Raw genomic sequence first — 18,790 nt, forward strand, 5'->3', positions numbered from 1 at the left:
CCGCGCCACGGGGGCCGGGGCCCGCGTGCGTCACGCCTCCACCGCCCGCGGGCGCACCGCCGACGTGGCGCGGTCGTGGATGATGCGGATGATCCGGCCGCTCATCCGCTCGTAGTCGCGGTCGTTGTCCACCTCGCCGCGGATCCGGTGGTCGGCCATCACCACCACCCGGTCCGCGAGCGTGATCATCTCCGCGAGGTCGCTGCTGATCAGCAGAATGGGCAGCCCATCGCGGGCCAGCTCCCAGATGAGTTCGTGGAAGGCGTGCTTGGTGCGCACATCGACACCCACCGTCGGCTCGTCCACGATGAGCAGCCGCGTCTCGGCCGCCAGCCACTTCGCCAGGCTCACCTTCTGCTGGTTGCCACCGGACAGCTCACCGGCGTGGCGGTCGAGCCCGGCGAAGCGGATGCCCAGACGTTCGACGAGGTCGTGCGCCACGTCCCGCTCCTCGCGCGCGGAGACGAAACCGAGCGCCTTCGCCAGCCGCTTCCACACCGTCACCGTGATGTTCCGGGCGATGGGCTGGTCCAGGAAGACCCCTTCCTCCTTGCGGTTCTCGGTGAGATAGCCGATGCCGAAGCGGTGCAGCGCCTGCCGGGGAGAGGCGATGCGCACCGGCTCGCCGTGCACCCGGATCTCGCCGCCGGTGACGCGGTCGAGGCCGAGCACCGCCTTGACCAGTTCGCTGCGCCCCGCGCCGACCAGCCCGTACAGCCCGACGATCTCGCCGGGCCGGACGTCCAGGCCGATGTCCCGGTGCCCGGCGGCGGTGGACACTCCGTCGAGCGAGAGCACCGGCGCCGCGGAGGTGTCCACCTCCCGGGGGCGCATCTCGGTCGCCGCGTGGGCGCGGCCCACCATGAGACCGACCACATCGTCCTGCGTGTGCCCGGCGAGTGGTGACGACTCGAGCACGGAGGCGCCGTCGCGCAGCACGGTGACGGTGTCGCAGATGGCGAACACCTCCTCCAGCTTGTGGCTGACGAAGACGACACACGTCCCCCGGGCCTTCAGCCTCCGCACGACCTCGAACAGGCGCTCCGCCTCGCGCGGGGAGAGGGAGGCGGTCGGCTCGTCGAGGAGCAGCACCCGGCTCTCGGTGTACAGGGCCTTGGCGATCTCCACCAACTGCTGCTGCGCCACGGACAGTTCACGGACCGGCCGGTCCGGGTCGAGGTCCAGGCCCAGCTCGCCGAGGCACCGCAGAGCGGGGTCGGTCATGGCCGCGCGGTCGATGAGACCGCGGTGTGCGGGAGGGCTCTGCAACGTGATGTTCTCGGCCACCGAGAAGCCCGGGATCAGATTGCGCTCCTGGTGCACCACGCCGATGCCGGTGCGGGTGGCCTCCAGTGGCGAGCGCGGACGCACCTCGCGTCCGCACCAGACGAGACGGCCGCCGTCGGGAGGGTGCACCCCGGTCAGGACCTTGATGAGGGTGGACTTTCCCGCGCCGTTCTCGCCGAGCAGCGCGTGGACGGACCCGGCGGTGAGCCGCAGTCCGACGCCGTCCAGGGCCCGTACACCGGGAAACACCTTGACGATGGCCTGGCATTCGAGAAGGACGTCGCTCATCCGGTACCTCCCGTGTGCGGCGACACGGCGGCGGGCCGCGCGTCGCCTCGTGGTGGTGCGGGCGGTGCGCTCCCGCGCGAGCCGCCCCTCCTGGCCACGTGGCTCTGGTGGATACGGCCGCCCACCACCGTGCCGAGCACGACCACGCCGATGAGGAAGTTCACCCAGCTCGGATCGAGCGAGAACTGCGCCCGTGCGGCGTCGATGAGCCGCATCACGAAGGCCGCGAGCACCGTGCCGAGCACCGCGACCGAGCCTCCGGTGAGCGCGACACCGCCGATGATGGGGGCCGCGAAGCTGGGCAGCAGCCAGTCGCCGCCGACACTGCGGTTGACTCCGGGCAGCGACGCCGTGGCGGTCAGGGCGGCCACGCCGATCAGGAGCCCCGACAGGGTGTGGGCGAGCACGATCTGCCGGTCGGTGGAGATGCCCGACAGCCTGGCCGCCAGCGGATTGCCACCCGCCGCCAGCAGCCGCCGCCCGGCCGTGGCGCGGTACAGGAAGGCGGCGAGCAGGGCCGCGGCGGCCAGCGCGGTGACGAACACCAGCGGCACGTTGAGCGGGGCCGCGCGGCCGAAGTCCCGCAGGGCGGCGGAGTATCCGTCGACGGTGCGGGTGCCGGTCAGCCCGTACTGCGCGCCCTGGAGGATCGTCATCGTCCCGAGGGTGACGATAAAGCCGTTGATCTTCGTCACCACGATGAACAGGCCCGTCACCAGGCCGATGGCCGTGGCCACCAGCACACCGGCCGCCACCGCGACCCCGGCGGGCATGCCCTGGTCCGCCATGAGGACGCCCATCAGACAGGCGGTGAAGCCACCGAGCGCGCCGACCGCGAGATTGAGCTGTCCGACGCACAGCGCCACCATCTGGGCCAGCCCGATGAGCACGGGAGTGGCCAGGTACCGCAGGAAGGTGCGTACCGAAGGGCCCTCGAAGAACGAGCCGGAGGAGGCCACGCCCAGGGCGAGGTAGCCGATGAGCACCACGCACAGCAGGGTCATCGTCGTGGAGCGGGAGAAGCGGCGCAGGGCCGCGGCACCCCGATCGCGGATCGTGTTCATGTGGAACGCACCACCTTGCGATGGGACACCACGGTGCGCACCCGGTCGGCCGAGAGGGCCAGGAGCAGAACGCAACCGAGGTAGATGTTCAGGCTCTCCAGACCCACCCCGAGCAGATCGAGGCCCTTGCGGATGACACCGACCAGGGACGTGCCCAGCAGCGCTCCCACGACGGACACGACGCCACCGGTGAGCAGGGTGCCACCGAGCACCGAGCCGAGGAACGACGGCAGCATGAAGTCGTCCCCGATCGAGGCGCGGAACGTGCCGGTGCCGACGGCGGCCATGAATCCGGCGAGCGCGGCGAGCAGCCCCGAGAGCGTGTGCGCCAGGATCACGCGGCGGCCGGTGGGAATGCCGGACAGCTCCGCCGCCGCGGGGTTGGCGCCGGTGAGCAGCAGCTCCCGGCCGATGCGGGTGGCGCCGTACAGGAAACCGAGGCCGAGCAGGGCCAGGACGGTGAACTGCGCCAGCTGCGGTATCACCGGGGATCCGCACACGGGCCCGACGCAGATGTCGGCGAGCGAGTACGAGCGCAGTTCGGCGAGCCCCGACGGCTTGGTGGTGAACGCGGCGTTCTCGGTCAGGGCCGAGTAGAGCAGGGAGACGAGTCCCAGCAGCGCGAAGTCCATCGCGAGGGTCACGACGAAGGAGCTCACCCCGGTACGGGTGATGATCCAGCCGGTCAGCGCGCCGATGGCGGCTCCGGCGCACAGACACAGCAGCAGGCCGAGCGGCAGTGGCAGGCCCAGCCGGTCGTAGCCGAGCCCCGCGAACAGCGCTCCGAAGGCGGCCATCCGTCCGACGGCCAGGTTCATATGTCCCACCGACAGGACGACCATCTGGGCGAGCGCCACCACGGTCAGCGTCGAGACGTCCCGGACCAGCGGGAACAGCACGAGCCGGGCGTCGAGGAAGGTCGGCCGCACCACCCCGAACAGGGCGCTGAGACCGACGACGAGCACCAGCAGGCCGAGCCGCTGGTTGACCCGGAACGGCAGCCGGTGCGCGGGGCGCGGCGGTGTGGCCCGGGCGGAGCGGGTGTCACTGCCCGGCGGGATGACGGGCGTCGTCATGCCACCCTCCGGTCGTCGATGGCGTCCACGTCCCAGTCGATGCCGATGCCCGGCACGTCGGGCGCCACGGCCATCCCGTCGCGCATCGTCAGCTCACCGCGGGTCACGGCCCGCAGCTGCGGGATGTGCTCGACGTAGCTGCCGTTGGGCACCGCGGCCACGAGGCTGACATGCAGTTCCATCAGGAAGTGCGGGCACACCACGACGTTGTGGCTCTCCGCGGTGTGGGCGACCTTGAGCCAGGGTGTGATCCCGCCGACCCGGGCGGCGTCGACCTGCACGACGGAGGCGGCGCCCGTCTCGAGGTAGGCGCGGAACTGCGGGGGCGCGTAGAGGGATTCGCCGACGGCGACGGGAATCCGGGTCGCGCGCGCCAGCCGGGCATGGCCGCTGATGTCGTCCGCCGGGAGCGGCTCCTCGAGCCAGTACGGGTCGTAGGGCTCCAGCGCGGCAGCCAAACGGAGGGCGGAGGACATCGTCTGCGACTGGTTGGCGTCCGTCATGATGTGCAGCGAGGGGCCGACGGCCTCGCGTACCGCGCGCAGCCGCTCGGCGTCCTCCGCGGGATGCGGCTTGCCCACCTTGATCTTGATACCGGCCCACCCGGCCTTCCTCGCCCGCAGCGCCCCCTTCACCAGGTCGTCGGTGGTCAGATGGAGCCAGCCGCCCTCGGTGTCGTAGACCGGAACCTCCTGGCGGTGGCCGCCGGCCAGCCGCCACAGCGGCTCGCCCGCGCGCTTGCAGCGCACGTCCCACAGCGCGGTGTCGACGGCGGCGAGCGCGAGCGAGGTGATGGCTCCGGTGGTGGTCGCGCGGGTCAGGGCGAACAGCCGCTGCCACAGCGCCTCGACGTTGCGCGCGTCCTGCCCGATGAGGGCGGGCAGCAGATGGTCCCGCAGCAGGGCCAGTACGGAGGTGCCGCCGGTGCCGATGGTGTAGGCGTAGCCGGTGCCCGCGCTGCCGTCGGCCGTGGTGAGGTCGACGAGTACCGTCTCCTGCTTGACGAAGGACTGCACCGCGTCGGTGCGGTCGGTCTCCACGGCGATGTCGGCCAGCTTGGCCGTGGCGGTCGTGATGATGCTCATCCGGTGATGTCCGCTTTCTGTGCTGCGGCGACTCTCTGTGGTGCTGCGCCGGCGGGGATCAGCCGCAGGCCAGGACGTCGTCGGCGAACCGCTTCTTCAGCTGGGCGGTCTTCGCCTTCCGCGCACGGTCGTAGGTCGTGAGGTTGTCCTTGGTGACGACGAACGAGCCCGAGTCGATGGACTGGCCGGGGCTGCGCATGGCGCACTGCTTGGTCTGGAGCAGTGCGAGGGCCCACGCCCCGACCTCGGCCTGCCCCACCGGGTTCTGCACGACGGTGGCGGTGACCGTGCCCTGCCTGATCGAGCTCAGGATCTTGGCGTCGTCGTCGATGGCCACGACCTTCGCCCGTGAACCGGAGCTCTTGACGGCGTCGGCGGCGGCGACAGCCGGGTTGTAGGCGGTGGAGACGATGCCCTGGATCTGCTTGCCCTTGGCCGTCAGCAGGTCGGACACCGCCTTCTGCGCGGTCTGGAGGTCCTTGTCGATGTCGGTGACGGTCTGGAGCATCTGCACCTTGCCGCCCGACTCCCTGACGGCCCTGGCCACGCCCCTGATCCGCAGCTGGGTGTTGGCGTCCACGTTGTTGCCCGTCAGATGGACGAGCCTGCCCTTGCCACCCATGGCGTCGATGGCGGCCCTGGCCGCCTTGTAGGCTGCGAGTTCGACGTCGGTGGAGAGACAGAAGTCGGCCTCGTTCTTCTTGGCCGCCGGGCAGGAGCCGAGCGAGGCCACGGCGAGGCCCTGCGCCTTCAGGTCGGCGAACGTGGTGTTGATGTCGGTCGGCGAGACCCCGAAGACACCGAACGCGTTGTAGCCGCGCGCGGCGAGCGTGGACAGCAGGTTGTTCTGCTTCTGCTGGTCCCACTCCGCGGTCTCGTCGAACCTCACCTCCCCGAGCCGGTAGGTCTTCTCGGCCTTGGCGCCGGCGGTCTTCCAGGGCTGGAAGTAGGGGTGGGCGCCGCCCGGGACGAGCGCGACCTTGGTGGCCGACCCGTCCGCGAGCACGGCCGAGCCGCCGCCCGCCCGCGCGGACGCGGGGGCCTGCCCGCCCGCCGGCTCGCCCGAGTTCTTGAGTGTGCAGGCCGCCGAGCCCGTGGCCAGCAACGCCACGGCGACGACTCCCGGCAGAAGAGATCCGGTCCGGAGACGCACCTCCTCACCCCCACGAATCAAATAGGAAATTGATGCCGCGATGGTGTGCCAGCCGAGCCGCCCCGTCAAGAGTCTCGACAAAACCCCCTGCAAGACGCCTGCGAGACGCCCGACAAACGCGAGATCCGGCGCCCCCGTGGGTCAGGCGCCGGATCTCGCTCCTCAGATTCCTATAGGAAATGGATGCGTTTCCCGGGTCCGAGCAGGAGTCCGCCGATCATCTGGTCACCGTCCACTTCTGGTTGGCGGCGCCGGCGCAGGTCCATATCTGGAGCCGCGTGCCGTTCGCCGAACTCCCGCCCGTGGCATCCAGACACTTATTGGCCTGCGGATTCACAATGTCACGCGCCGCCGGAACCGCCCACTGCTGCGCCGCACTCCCATTGCAATCCCACAACTGCACCAGAGTCCCGTCGGCCGTACCACCCGACGCCACATCCAGACACTTCCCCAACGCACGAATCGTGCCATCGGAACCAACCGACCACTGCTGCGCCGCAGTTCCATTGCAGTCATAGAGCTGCACCGCCGTGCCATTGGCGTTGTTGGCACCCGCCACGTCCACACACTTGCCACCGACACCGGTGATGGCACCGCCGCTCGGCTGTCCGCTGTCGGTGCTGACCCGGACGTAGTCGACCAGGAGCTGCTGGGGGAAGGAGGTGCTGCCGTCGGGGTCCCCGGGCCAGTAGCCGCCGACCGCGAGGTTGAGGATCACGAAGAAGGGCTTGTTGAACACCCACTGCCGGCCGCCGAGGTCGGCGGGGGTGCGCCGCTGGTACACGGTGCCGTCGACGGACCAGCTGATCGCGTTCGGGCTCCAGTCGACGGCGAAGGTGTGGTACGCGTCGGCGAACGCCTGGCCACCGGGCAGGGAGTATCCGGCGCCGATGCCACCGGAGCCCGAGTACCCGGGGCCGTGGAGGGTGCCGTGGACCGTGGAGGGCTCGAAGCCCACGTTCTCCATGATGTCGATCTCACCGGAGTTGGGCCAGCCGACCTGTCCGATGTCATTGCCCAGCATCCAGAACGCGGGCCACATGCCCTGCCCGCGCGGGATCTTCATCCGGGCCTCGACCCGGCCGTAGGTGGTGGTGAACTTGCCGGAGGTGTTCAGCCGGGCGGAGGTGTACTCACACCGTCCGTACCAGCACTGGTAGTTGCCCGGGTTCTCGCGGCGGGCGGTGATGACCAGGTGGCCCTGGCCGTCGAGGGCGGCGTTGCTGTTGCCCGCCGTGTAGTACTGCCGCTCGTGGTTGTTGACGTTGTCCCCCGTCTCGATCTGCCACTTGCCGCCGTTGACGGCGGAGCCGGCGGGCCCGTCGAACTCGTCGGAGAACGTGACGGCGGCCGCCGAGGCGGGTCTCGCGGTGGACTTCGCGGCGGGGCTCGCGGCGGAGGCCGAGGTGCCCTGTGCCAGTCCGGTGGACAGCGACACGAGGGCGAGGACCGAGACCAGGGACGTCAGCAGTCGCCGGGGGAAGCGCGGGGAGTCCATGACTCTCCCTTCCAGAAACAGGTGATGACAGGTGCGGAGAGGCATGAGGCGCATGCGAACCAGGTGGTTACGGCGCCGACCGGGTGCGTGAGCGAACTGAGCGGTACTTAGTTCATTACGTGAGTTAAGAAGTGAAGGAAAAGCCTGTCAAGGGTTTGGTATGGACCAGATATGCCAACAAGTCACCGCGCGGAGGGCCGTTCGCGGCCGACGGCCTCGGCGACACGACCGGCGAGTTCGGCCTTTGAAGGCAGGTCATTCATTGGTGCGGACCTATTGACGAGACACGTTCAACTCCCGAAATATATGGGCCCGAGAGTCCGGCCGTGACCTTCCGGCCGGACACCGCATGTCGCGGGCTGCGGCGGCGCCTGTCCGACGGACATGCCCACCGCCGGGGCCCGTCCGCGTGTCAGGAAGGCATCCCCCCACATGAATCACAGCGAAGACCTCTCCGCCCGGGACCGCGCGCGGCGCCGCCGCCGGCGGACCGTCCTGGCCGTGGCGGCGGCCCTCGCGGCCACCGCCGCGAGCACGACCGCGGCCGCCTGGGCCGACAACACCGGCCAGGACCGCGCCTCGGCATCCGCCGCGCCCGCCGCCGTGGCCCCCTACCTCTACAACGGATGGGGCAATCCCCCGGACCCGGGCGAGGTGATGGACGCCACCGGCGTCGGCTGGTTCACCCTCGCCTTCGTCCTCGACGCGGGCAACTGCGACCCGAAGTGGGACGGCAGCCGCCCGCTGGCAGGCGGGGCCGACGAGCAGACCGTGCAGGCCATACGGGCCAAGGGCGGCGATGTGGTGCCGTCCTTCGGTGGCGCGAGCGGCAACAAGCTGGAGCAGTCCTGCGCCGACGCGAAGGCACTCGCCGGGGCCTACCAGAAGGTCATCGACGCCTACGGTCTCAAGGCCATCGACATCGACATCGAGGGCGACGCCTACAACGACCCGGCCGTCCAGCAGAAGACGATCGACGCCCTGAAGCAGGTGAAGGCCGACAACCCGGGGCTGCTCACCTACGTCACCTTCCCCAGCGATCAGAACGGCCCCGACGACGGCATGATCCGCCGGGCCGCCGCATCCGACTTCGAGGCCGACAGCTGGACCATCATGCCGTTCGACTTCGGCGGCGAGGGCCAGAACATGGCCGAGCTGACCAAGCAGGCCACCGACGGGCTGAAGAACGCCGTCAAGGGCGCCTACGGCTACAGCGACGAGGACGCCTACCGGCACAGCGGCCTGTCCTCGATGAACGGCATCACCGACGTCAAGGAGACCGTCACCACGGACGACTTCGAGTCGATCCTGGGCTACGCCTCCGAGCACCACCTGTCGCGGCTCTCCTTCTGGTCCGTCAACCGCGACCGCCCCTGCCCCGGCGACTACCCGAACGACGACACCTGCTCCGGAGTCGCCCAGGAGCCCTGGCAGTTCACCGGGATATTCGCCCGGTACAAGGGCTGAGGGGGCACATCACCATGACGAACGACACCACCGGGACGAACGGCACCACCGTGTCGGACACCACCGGGGACACCACTCAGCCCGGACACCGCCGACGCCGTCGCGTCGCCCGTGCCACCGCCGCCTTCGCCGTGCTGGCCGGCGCCGTCGCCGCGGCGCTGACCGTACCGGCGGCGCACGGCGCGGACGCCGAGCCGGACCTGGGCCCGAATGTGCAGATCTTCGACCCGTCGATGTCCGCGCAGGAGATCCAGGGCAAGCTGGACTCGGTCTTCGGCGAGCAGGAGAAGAACCAGTTCGGCCAGGCCCGGCACGCCCTGCTGTTCAAGCCCGGCTCGTACGACGTCAAGGCCAATGTCGGCTTCTACACCCAGGTGGCGGGCCTCGGCCTGTCGCCCGACGACACCACCATCAACGGCCAGGTGCACGCCGAGGCCGACTGGTTCGACGGCAACGCCACGCAGAACTTCTGGCGCGACGCCGAGAACCTCGCCGTCAACCCGGACGGCGGCGCGGACCGCTGGGCCGTCTCGCAGGCCGCCCCGTACCGCCGGATGCATCTGAAGGGCGATCTCCAGCTGGACGACGGCGGCTGGTCCAGCGGCGGTCTGCTGGCGGACACCAAGGTCGACGGGCAGGTGAAGTCCGGATCGCAGCAGCAGTGGCTCTCCCGCAACACCGAATGGGGCAGTTGGACCGGCTCCAACTGGAACATGGTGTTCGTCGGCGCGCGGAACGCCCCGGCCGGGGACTTCCCCAACCCGCCGTACACCCGCGTCGACACGTCGCCCATCACCCGTGAGAAGCCGTTCCTGTACGTGGACGACGACGGCGCGTACAAGGTGTTCGTGCCGGAGGTGCGCAAGGGCTCGACGGGCACGTCCTGGTCCTCGGGGACGCCGAAGGGCACGTCGCTCCCGCTGAGCGACTTCTTCATCGCCAAGCCGGATGCCACGGCCGAGGAGATGAACGCGGCGCTCGACGCGGGCAAGCACCTGCTCATCACCCCAGGCGTCTACCACCTCGACGCGCCGCTGAAGGTGACCAAGCCCGACACCGTCGTCCTGGGCCTGGGGCTGGCCACGCTGGTTCCCGACAACGGGGTCTCGGCGATGAAGGTGGCCGACGTGGACGGCGTCAAGCTCGCGGGCCTGCTCATCGACGCCGGCACCGAGAACTCCGACACGCTGATGGAGGTCGGCCCCGAGGACTCGTCCGCGAACCACGCCGACAACCCCACCTCGCTGCACGACGTGTTCTTCCGGGTCGGCGGCGCGGGCGTGGGCAAGGCGTCCACCAGCCTGGTGGTCAACAGCTCGAACGTGATCGGCGACCATACGTGGATCTGGCGCGCCGACCACGGCGACGGCGTGGGCTGGGACTCCAACACGGCCGACCAGGGGCTCGTCGTCAACGGCGACGACGTGACCATGTACGGCCTGTTCGTCGAGCACTACCAGAAGCACCAGACGACCTGGAACGGCGAGGGCGGCCGTACGTACTTCTACCAGAACGAGATGCCCTACGACCCACCGGACCAGGGCGCCTGGATGAACGGCTCCACCAAGGGATACGCCGCCTACAAGGTCGCCGACTCGGTCAAACGCCATGAGGCGTGGGGCCTGGGCAGCTACTGCTTCTTCAACACCAACAAGTCCGTGGCCGCCGAGCACGCCTTCGAGGTTCCCCAGAGCCCCGATGTGACGTTCCACCACATGGTCACCGTCTCGCTCGGCGGCACCGGCACCATCAACCACGTCATCAATGGCACGGGAGGTCCCTCGGACGCGGGCAGCAACGTGGCGAACGTGACCGAGTACCCCTGATCCCGTAGCACGCTCCACCAGCTTCACCAGCTCCACCAGCTTCACCAGTTCGCCCGTGGGGCGCGGGTATGTCGCCCGCGCCCCACGGGCGGCCGAGCGCACGGACCGCATGTCGTCATGTCGTTGTCGGATTCACCCTCGTGAAGGGCGGACACTGATGAGCGTTTCCCGGCGAGCCCTGCTGACCACCGCGGCCGGTACCGCGGTGGCGGCCACTTCGATCGCTCCCCCGGCCCAGGCGGCGGAGGAGGTTCCCGGCCATGCCGCCACGCTCCGCACCCTCCGCGAGACGGCGGACTACGCGGTGGCGAAGCTGCGCGCGGTCGCACCGGGGGTGAGCGGCTTTCCGGTCGGTACAAAGTTCGAGAAGTGGACGTACTCCCAGAACGGCGACTGGGTCGGCGGGTTCTGGCCGGGGACGCTGTGGATGGCCTGGCTGCACAGCGGCGAGGAACGGTTCCGCACCCTGGCCCTCGCCTCCGCGGAGAAGCTCGCCCCCCGACAGAACGACACCGGCACCCACGACCTCGGATTTCTCTTCTATCCCTCGTGGGTCACCGCGTGGCGGCTCACCGGCCAGGACAGCTGGCGGGCGGGCGCGCTGCGGGCGGCCTCCTCGCTGATCCGGCGGTACAACCCGCGCGGCCGTTTCATCCGGGCCTGGGGAGCGCTGGACGAGCAGGCGAACGCGGGCCGGGTCATCATGGACACGATGATGAACCTGGATCTGCTGGCGTTCGCGAGCAGCCAGAGCGGGGACGGCGCGTACCTCGACATCGCCGTGGAGCACGCGAGAACCACCCAGCGGCACTTCCCCCGCCCGGACGGATCCACCCCGCACGTCTACGACTTCGACCCGTCCTCCGGCGCTCCCCTCGGCCCGGCCACCGTGCAGGGCTACAGCCCGGCCTCCTGCTGGTCGCGCGGACAGGCCTGGGGGATCTACGGCTTCACCACCATCCACCGCCGGACCGGCCACCGGGAATTCCTCACCACCGCGCGGAAACTCGCCGACTTCGCCCTTGGCGCGCTCACCCCGGACAACGTCCCCGTCTGGGACTACCTCGCGCCACAAGCGCCCCACGACATCAAGGACGCCTCCGCGGGCGCGGTCATGGCCTGCGGTCTGCTCGACCTGTCCAAGGCCACCGGCGAACCGCGCTACCGCGAGGCGGCGCTGCGGCTGCTCACCGCGCTCTCGCAGACCTGTCTGACCACCAAGTCGACGCGGGCCGAGGCGATCGTGGCGCGCTGCACCCGCAACCGCCCGAGCGAGGACGGCGTCGAGATCTCGCTCCCGTACGCCGACTACTACCTGCTCGAAGGCATCCTGCGGGTCCTGCGCCCCGACGACGTCGACCGGGCCATCGACCTGTCCACGGTCTGACGCCCACCTCGCGCCGCGCCGTCCTGACCGCCACCGCCGAAACCCCCGCCCGACGGATGGCGACCAGGGTGGCAGGCTTACGCCAGCGTCCATCCTCAGGTCGGCCCCGGCGGTGATGCAAAGCGATGCGTACCTTCTCGGCGCGGCTACGCCGGGCACTGCACTTCGACCCCAAGTGGCTGCATCTGCGGGCGACCGCCGTGACCATGGCCACCGTGCTCGGTACGTACGGCTGCGCGCTGCTCATCGAGCGCGCGGCCGGGCTGCACGTGGACAGCGTCATACAGGCCGTCGTGATCGCCTCCTCCCTCGGGCGGGTGCAGCGAGTCCTGGACCGGGCCGACCGGCTGATGGCGTGCGCCGTGCTGCCGTGCGCGGCGGCCGGCGGAGCGGAGCTGGCCACGCTGATCCAGCGCCATCCCACCGCGGGTGACGCCGTCTTCGTCCTGGCCATGGCCGGGGCGATCTGGTTGCGGCGGTTCGGAGCGCGCGCCACGCGGGCGGGCACTCTCCTCGTCCTGCCGCTGGTCGCCGTCCTGGTCCTGCCCGGTGGCACCGGGCCCGCGGGCGGGCACGAGCGCACCGGGTGGGCGGCGGTGCTGGCGCTGGTCGCGGTCGTCTGGGGGGCGCTGCTGACGTGGGCGGCGCGGCGCGCCCGGCTCATCCCCAGGCCACCGGCGGCCGAAGTGACCGCGGCAGCGGCCGGGCCACGGCGTGGCGGGGTACCGGCAAGCACCCGGATGGCGGCGCAGATGGCGGCCGCGCTGGCCGCGGCGTTCGCCGTGGGGCGGATGGTGTGGCCGGACCACTGGGCCTGGGTGGTCCTCACCGCGTTCCTGGTCGGCAGTGGTGCGCGAAGCCGCGCGGATGTGCTGGTGAAGGGGGTGGGCGGACGGTCGGCGCCGCGGTCGGCACGGTGGTGGCGGGCGCCCTCGCCGGATCGTTCGGGCCCCGCTCGGACGCCGTGGTGGTGCTGATCTTCGCGGTGCTGGCGGTGGCCACCTGGCTGCGGGAGCTGAGCTATGCGTACTGGGCGGGCTGTGTCACGGCCGTACTGTCGCTGCTCTACGACTGGTTCGGGCAGAGCCCGGGAGGCTTGCTGCACACCCGGCTGGCGGGGATCGCGGTCGGCGCGGTCATCGGCATCGCGGCGTCCTGGCTGGTGCTGCCGATCCGCACCTCCGCGGCGGTGCGGGCCCGCACCGCGGCCGCGCTGGCCGCCCTGACCGAACTGCTGGAAGCCGACTGGCACGACGGCCGGGCCGTACACCTGGCCCGGGCCCGCTTCAGCCACCGCGTCGGGCAACTGGCCGTGACCACCGCACCGCTGCGGATCCTGACCGCACCGCCTCTCCCCCGCGCGCTGTCCGTGCGGCGCCGGCGGGGCGTCGACGCGCTGCGTGCCGAGGCGGCCTTGCGGCACTGCGTCGAACCGGTCGGCGATCTCGCCACCGCCGCCACGTCCGCCGCGTCCACCGGGTCCGCCACCTCCGCCGTGTCCTCCACGTCCGCCACCTCCGCCTCCGCCGCGTCCGCCACCTCCGCGCCGGGCGCGCTCGCCGACGATCCGAGCCTGCGCGGGCGGCGCGGCGAGGTGGCGGCGCACACACTCGCCGTACGCCGCGCCATCGGCCGCCGCCCCGCGCCGCCCGGTGCCCCGGCCGCGGCTCCACCGGCGAAGACCCGCCCCACCGGACCTCAGGCGGCCGTGGCCTGGGAGGCTCTTGCCGCGATCGACGCCCAACTCGACGTGCTCACCGAGGTGTTCGGCCGCCCGCCGATCCCACCCGCGTCCCACCCGGCCGCGGCCACCGCCCGCCCATAACGCATACGGCCGACCAGCCGTGGAGCAAATGCCACGGCGACGCAACACTGAACGTGAAGATCCGCCGTCCGTTTTGGTCCGGACCATTGACACTAGTGGTCTAGTCCTGTTGTCTCATGGGCGCGCAACCTCCCCCATGCCTCCCGTCCATCCCTCCCCCTCACGTCAACTTCAGCTCCGCCTTCCCCCCACACACCAAGGAGCGGCCCCCATGAGCCTCCGTTTCCCCTTGAGCAAGAGGGTCCTGACCGGCGTGTGCGCCTCCGTCGCCGCGGCCGGGCTGCTCGCCACGGTCTCGACGACGACCGCCGACGCGGGTACCACCTCCGACGCGGGTACCACTTCCGCCACCACGAAGGCGGCACTCCCCGAGCACGCGCTCGTGGGCTATCTGCACTCGAGCTTCGCCAACGGCTCCGGATACACCCGGATGGCCGATGTCCCCGACAGCTGGGACATCATCGACCTGGCCTTCGGCGAGCCCACCTCCACCACCTCCGGCGACATCCGCTTCAGCCTCTGCCCCCAGAGCGAATGCCCGAACGTCGAGTCGGAGGACGAGTTCAAGGCCGCCATCAAGGCCAAGCAGGCCGCGGGCAAGAAGGTGCTGATATCCATCGGCGGGCAGAACGGCCAGGTGCAGCTCACCACCACCGCCGCCCGTGACAAGTTCGTCGAGTCGGTCGGGGCGATCATCGACAAGTACGGACTGGACGGCCTCGACATCGACTTCGAGGGTCACTCGCTCTCGCTGGACGACGGCGACACCGACTTCAAGAACCCGAAGACCCCCTCGATCGTCAATCTCATCGCGGCTGTGAAGTCGCTCAAGGCGAAGTACGGATCCGACTTCGTCCTCACGATGGCTCCGGAAACCTTCTTCGTCCAGTTGGGTTACCAGTACTACGGCTCGGGCCCCTCCGGCGGCCAGGACCCCCGCGCCGGGGCGTATCTGCCGGTCATCCACGCGCTGCGGGACGATCTCACCCTGCTGCACGTCCAGGACTACAACTCCGGACCGATCATGGGGCTGGACAACCAGTTCCACAACATGGGCAGCGCCGACTTCCACATCGCGATGACCGACATGCTGCTCACCGGCTTCCCCGTCGCGGGCAACACCGACAACGTCTTCCCCGCGCTGGACCCGTCCCAGGTGGCGATCGGCCTGCCCGCGAGCCCCAACGCGGGCAACGGCCACACCACGCCCGGTGATGTGACCAAGGCCCTCAACTGCCTGACGAAGAAGAGCGACTGCGGTGGCTATGAGCCCCACGGCAGCTGGCCCTCCCTCCGCGGGCTGATGGCCTGGTCGATCAACTGGGACGGCTTCAACGGCGGCGAGTTCTCGAAGAACTTCGAAAGCTACTACGGCAGTTGAGCGATCGCCCGGGTCATGGGCGCCGGTGGCGCCCATGACCGACCGGGGCTTGCCTTGGTGTGCGCTTCAACTCCTACCGTTCACCGGCATGGAGACCATGGCGCACAACAGAACGCTGGGCCGTAGCGGCATCGGCGTGAGCCCCCTCGGCTTCGGCTGCTGGGCCATCGGCGGTGAGTGGCAGTCCACCGACGGGCAGCCCCTGGGCTGGGGCAAGGTCGACGACGACGAGTCGGTGCGCGCGATCCGGCGCGCACTCGACCTCGGCGTCACCTTCTTCGACACCGCCGACGCGTACGGCACCGGCCACAGCGAACGCGTGCTCGGCCGTGCCCTCGGCAAGCACCGCGGCGATGTCGTCGTCGCCACGAAATGGGGCAATGTCTTCGACGAGCGGACCCGGATCCGCGAGGGCCAGGACGACTCCCCGGAGCATGTACGCCGCGCCCTGACGGCCTCGCTGCGACGCCTGAACACGGACCATATCGACCTGTACCAGCTCCACATCTCCGACGCCGATCCCGAGCGGGCCGCGCGACTGCGCGATGTCTGCGAGGAGTTGGTACGGGAGGGGCTCATTCGCGCGTACGCGTGGAGCACCGACGACCCCGGCCGAGCCGCCGTCTTCGCCGAGGGTCCGCACTGCGCGGCCGTCCAGCACCGGCTGAACATCCTCCAGGACGCGCCCGAACTCCTCGCGCTCTGCGCGGAGTCGGACCTCGCCAGCATCAACCGCAGCCCCCTCGCCATGGGGTTGCTCGCCGGTAAGCACACCGCCGGGCGCGCCCTGGACGACGGGGACATCCGCAACGCGCCGCCCGTTTGGCTGCCGGGGTTCATCGCGAACGCGGGCGCGGACCCGGTCTGGCTCCGCCGGGTAGATGCTCTGCGGTCCATCCTCACCAGCGAAGGCCGTACCCTCGCGCAGGGCGCCCTCGCCTGGATCTGGGCCCGCAGCCCGCGGACGATCCCGATCCCCGGCTTCCGTACGGTCGCCCAGGCCGAGGAGAACGCGGGCGCGATCGCGAAGGGGCCGCTCACGGCCGGGCAGATGGCCGAGGTCGACCGGATCCTTGGGCGGTGAGCGAAGGCGGCACGCTCAGCGGGTGCCGACCCACCGCTGAATCGCGGCGTCGAGCTCCTTGAGGGCGCCGTCGTCGGAGGTGGCGGTGCCGGACGCAGCGGTATCGGGCGTGGCGGTGTCGCGCGCGTCGGCCCAGACGATGACGCCGTCGGGTCGTACGAGCAGGCTGGGTGGCGAGGTGGCGGAGGCGGGGTCCGCCACGTACGCGATCCGGTGCGCCATCGGGCGTACGGCCTCGGCGAAGCGCCCGTCGGGCGAACGGTCGACGAGGACGAAACGGCCGTCGTGGGCGTGGTCGGCGAGCCGGTCGCCGGAGGACAGCGCGACATCCCCGGCGATCGAGCCGACCGGCTCCGCCGCCCCCTCGGCCACGTCATAGCGCTGTGTGATCCCCGACGTCAGCGCGACCACGCGGTTCATCACGCCCGGCGCGGTGAACAGCTCCCCGCCGACGACCTCGCGCAGCCGCGCGGTGTGTTCGTCGCCGCGCATCAGGGCGACCTGCGCCCGCGTCCAGTCGAGCACCCACGCCGCGATCGGATGGCGTTCGCTCTCGTAGGTGTCGAGCAGTCCGGCCGGAGCGTGTCCCCGCACGGTCGCGGCGAGCTTCCAGCCGAGGTTGACAGCGTCGCCGAGGCCGAGGTTCAGCCCCTGGCCGCTGAACGGCGCGTGCACATGCGCGGCATCGCCCGCGAGCAGCACCCGGCCGCGCCGGTAGGACTGAGCCTGCCGGGCGTTGTCGGACCAGCGGGTCGCACGGCCGCGCAGACCCTTGAGCGTCACATCGACGCCGGTGACCTCGCGTATGACCGCCTGGAGTTCGTCGAGCGTGACGGGGGCGTCGCGGTCCTGCGGCCGCGGGCCGAAGCGAGCGACGAGAATGCGCCCGGGGATCGGGCCGTAGGCGTAGATGCCGCGGGGTGTCCAGGTCCAGCCGCGGCTCAGCTCGCCGGGGTCGGCGAAGTCGGCCACCGCCTGGTACCCCACCAGCTGCGGATCGGTGCCGGTGAAACCGATGCCCAGCTGCCCGCGGATCGCGCTGCGGCCGCCGTCGGCCGCGACGACCCACCCGGCCGTCAGCTCGCCCGCGCTGGTCTCCACCACGACATCGGCGTCGTCGGTGAGGTCCGCTTCCCCGTGTCGCGTGCCACCCACACCAGGCACACCCACACCACGCACACCATGCACCTCGACACCTCGGCGCACCTCCACGCCGAGCCGGGCGCAGTGCTCCCCGAGCAGCGACTCGAGCTCGTACTGGGGCACAAGGACGCCGCCCGAGACCGCGGTGTGCGCGGCCAGCGCCGGATCACCCTGATCGACCAGCTCATCGCGGAACAGCATGCCCGCGAAATGCCCGGCGACCGGGAAGCGGCGCGCGCCCCGCGCATCCCGGTCCAACTGGCTGACGAGGGCGTTCCTCCGGCCGTGGCCTGCGAAGGCGCCGACGGACGCCAGCAGCCGCCGCTGTACGTCCTCCGCGGCCGGCAACAGCCCGCGCCGGTCGAGGATTTCCGCACTGGCGACATTGATCGACCCGGCCTTGATCGTCGGATCGGGCTCCCGGAGCCGCTCCAGGACCCTCACCCGTACGCCCTGGAGTGCCAGTTCACCGGCGAGGAAGAGGCCCGTGGGCCCGGCTCCGACGACGATCACATCGCTGCGCCGCATGACACGCTCCTTTTATCTTTACCCGGTAAGCTTACTCGGTAAAGGTAACGGGAAGGGCTAGCGTTGTCACATGCCGAATCGAGGGGACCGTGGCGGAGCGCAGACCCGGGCTCGCATCGCCTCCGTCGCAACCCAGCTGTTTCTGGAGCGCGGGTTCGACGACGTGACCATCAACGAGGTCGCCGCGGCCGCCGGAGTGTCGAAGGTGACGGTCTTCGCACACTTCGACCGCAAGGAGGACCTCCTGTTCGACCGCTTCCCGGAGGCCCTCGACACCGTGCGGACCGTACTCCGCGAGCGCGCGGATGACCTGGACCCCGTCGAAGCCATGCGCCGGGCCGCCCTCGCACTGGCCGCGGAACGCCATGTGCTGTCCGGGCTCGGGGAGGGTGTCGAGCCGTTCCTGCGCACCGTGATGGCGTCCCCCGCGCTGATCGCACGGCTTCGTCTCTTCGCGTCCGAGATGGAGGAGGCACTCGCGGCGGAACTCGACGCCGACACCCGCTTCTCCGGCGACAGCACGCTGACCGCGGCCCTGCTCGTCGCCGCGTACCGCACGGTCGCCGTCGACACGGTGAAGCGACGACTCGCCGGAGCGGACCTCGACGAGGTCGGTGCCGCGCATCGACGTCGTCTGACGCTCGCCTTCGACGCGCTGGCGGGTGGGTTGAACAGGGCGTGGCGGGCTGGGAGTTGAA

The 18,790-nt window shown here is 70.6% G+C and carries 13 protein-coding genes and 2 pseudogenes; 8 read left to right on the forward strand and 7 right to left on the reverse strand.

The features are described from left to right. Positions 1-30 precede the first annotated feature (30 nt). The 6 genes from ACT2CW_RS21885 to ACT2CW_RS21910 all read right to left on the reverse strand — a co-directional run bounded on the left by ACT2CW_RS21885 (position 31) and on the right by ACT2CW_RS21910 (position 7,451). Positions 31-1,575, reverse strand: a complete 1,545-nt coding sequence (locus ACT2CW_RS21885; protein WP_445517912.1) for a sugar ABC transporter ATP-binding protein — start codon at positions 1,573-1,575, stop codon at positions 31-33. After that, positions 1,572-2,639: an ABC transporter permease gene (locus ACT2CW_RS21890; RefSeq protein ID WP_445517913.1), complete on the reverse strand. Its 1,068-nt coding sequence runs from the start codon at positions 2,637-2,639 to the stop codon at positions 1,572-1,574. Before ACT2CW_RS21890 ends, ACT2CW_RS21885 begins: the two co-directional genes overlap by 4 nt. After that, a complete protein-coding gene (locus ACT2CW_RS21895) occupies positions 2,636-3,715 on the reverse strand; it encodes an ABC transporter permease (protein WP_445517914.1) in 1,080 nt (359 codons plus the stop codon). Before ACT2CW_RS21895 ends, ACT2CW_RS21890 begins: the two co-directional genes overlap by 4 nt. Then, on the reverse strand, positions 3,712-4,800 hold the full coding sequence (locus tag ACT2CW_RS21900; protein WP_432044867.1) for a mandelate racemase/muconate lactonizing enzyme family protein: 1,089 nt from the start codon (positions 4,798-4,800) through the stop codon (positions 3,712-3,714). Before ACT2CW_RS21900 ends, ACT2CW_RS21895 begins: the two co-directional genes overlap by 4 nt. A 58-nt stretch (positions 4,801-4,858) precedes the next feature. Then, the gene (locus tag ACT2CW_RS21905; protein WP_445517915.1) at positions 4,859-5,953 is read right to left on the reverse strand and encodes a substrate-binding domain-containing protein; all 1,095 of its coding nucleotides are present in this window, start codon (positions 5,951-5,953) and stop codon (positions 4,859-4,861) included. Positions 5,954-6,170: 217 nt separating this feature from the next. Beyond that, positions 6,171-7,451 carry a ricin-type beta-trefoil lectin domain protein gene (locus tag ACT2CW_RS21910; RefSeq protein ID WP_445517916.1) on the reverse strand — a complete coding sequence of 427 codons (1,281 nt, stop codon included), beginning with the start codon at positions 7,449-7,451 and terminating at the stop codon, positions 6,171-6,173. A 591-nt stretch (positions 7,452-8,042) separates the two neighbouring features. Between ACT2CW_RS21910 and ACT2CW_RS21915 the strand changes: the two are divergent. The 7 genes and pseudogenes from ACT2CW_RS21915 to ACT2CW_RS21945 all read left to right on the forward strand — a co-directional run. Then, positions 8,043-8,918 (forward strand): annotated as a pseudogene (locus ACT2CW_RS21915) (chitinase); the annotation flags it as partial. 14 nt (positions 8,919-8,932) lie between these two features. Next, entirely contained in the window at positions 8,933-10,744 is a 1,812-nt protein-coding gene (locus tag ACT2CW_RS21920) for a coagulation factor 5/8 type domain-containing protein (RefSeq protein ID WP_445517917.1), read from the forward strand. A gap of 157 nt (positions 10,745-10,901) precedes the next feature. Further along, positions 10,902-12,131, forward strand: a complete 1,230-nt coding sequence (locus ACT2CW_RS21925) for a glycoside hydrolase family 88 protein (RefSeq protein WP_445517918.1) — start codon at positions 10,902-10,904, stop codon at positions 12,129-12,131. 125 nt (positions 12,132-12,256) lie between these two features. Then, the gene (locus ACT2CW_RS21930; protein ID WP_445517919.1) at positions 12,257-13,108 is read left to right on the forward strand and encodes a hypothetical protein; all 852 of its coding nucleotides are present in this window, start codon (positions 12,257-12,259) and stop codon (positions 13,106-13,108) included. Further along, positions 13,048-13,956: an FUSC family protein gene (locus tag ACT2CW_RS21935; protein WP_445517920.1), complete on the forward strand. Its 909-nt coding sequence runs from the start codon at positions 13,048-13,050 to the stop codon at positions 13,954-13,956. The genes ACT2CW_RS21930 and ACT2CW_RS21935 overlap by 61 nt, the downstream gene beginning before the upstream one ends. Before the next feature lie 358 nt (positions 13,957-14,314). Continuing rightward, positions 14,315-15,337 (forward strand): annotated as a pseudogene (locus tag ACT2CW_RS21940) (chitinase); the annotation flags it as partial. A gap of 88 nt (positions 15,338-15,425) precedes the next feature. Next, a complete protein-coding gene (locus tag ACT2CW_RS21945) occupies positions 15,426-16,421 on the forward strand; it encodes an aldo/keto reductase (RefSeq protein WP_445517921.1) in 996 nt (331 codons plus the stop codon). A 15-nt stretch (positions 16,422-16,436) separates the two neighbouring features. Here ACT2CW_RS21945 and ACT2CW_RS21950 read toward each other — a convergent pair whose 3' ends face one another. Beyond that, complete coding sequence (locus tag ACT2CW_RS21950) at positions 16,437-18,092, reverse strand: FAD-dependent monooxygenase (protein WP_445517922.1); 1,656 nt, start codon at positions 18,090-18,092, stop codon at positions 16,437-16,439. Between the two features lie 70 nt (positions 18,093-18,162). Between ACT2CW_RS21950 and ACT2CW_RS21955 the strand changes: the two genes are divergently transcribed. Beyond that, the gene (locus ACT2CW_RS21955) at positions 18,163-18,789 is read left to right on the forward strand and encodes a TetR/AcrR family transcriptional regulator (RefSeq protein ID WP_445517923.1); all 627 of its coding nucleotides are present in this window, start codon (positions 18,163-18,165) and stop codon (positions 18,787-18,789) included. Position 18,790 lies beyond the last annotated feature (1 nt).

Source organism: Streptomyces sp. NEAU-174 (assembly GCF_052665095.1).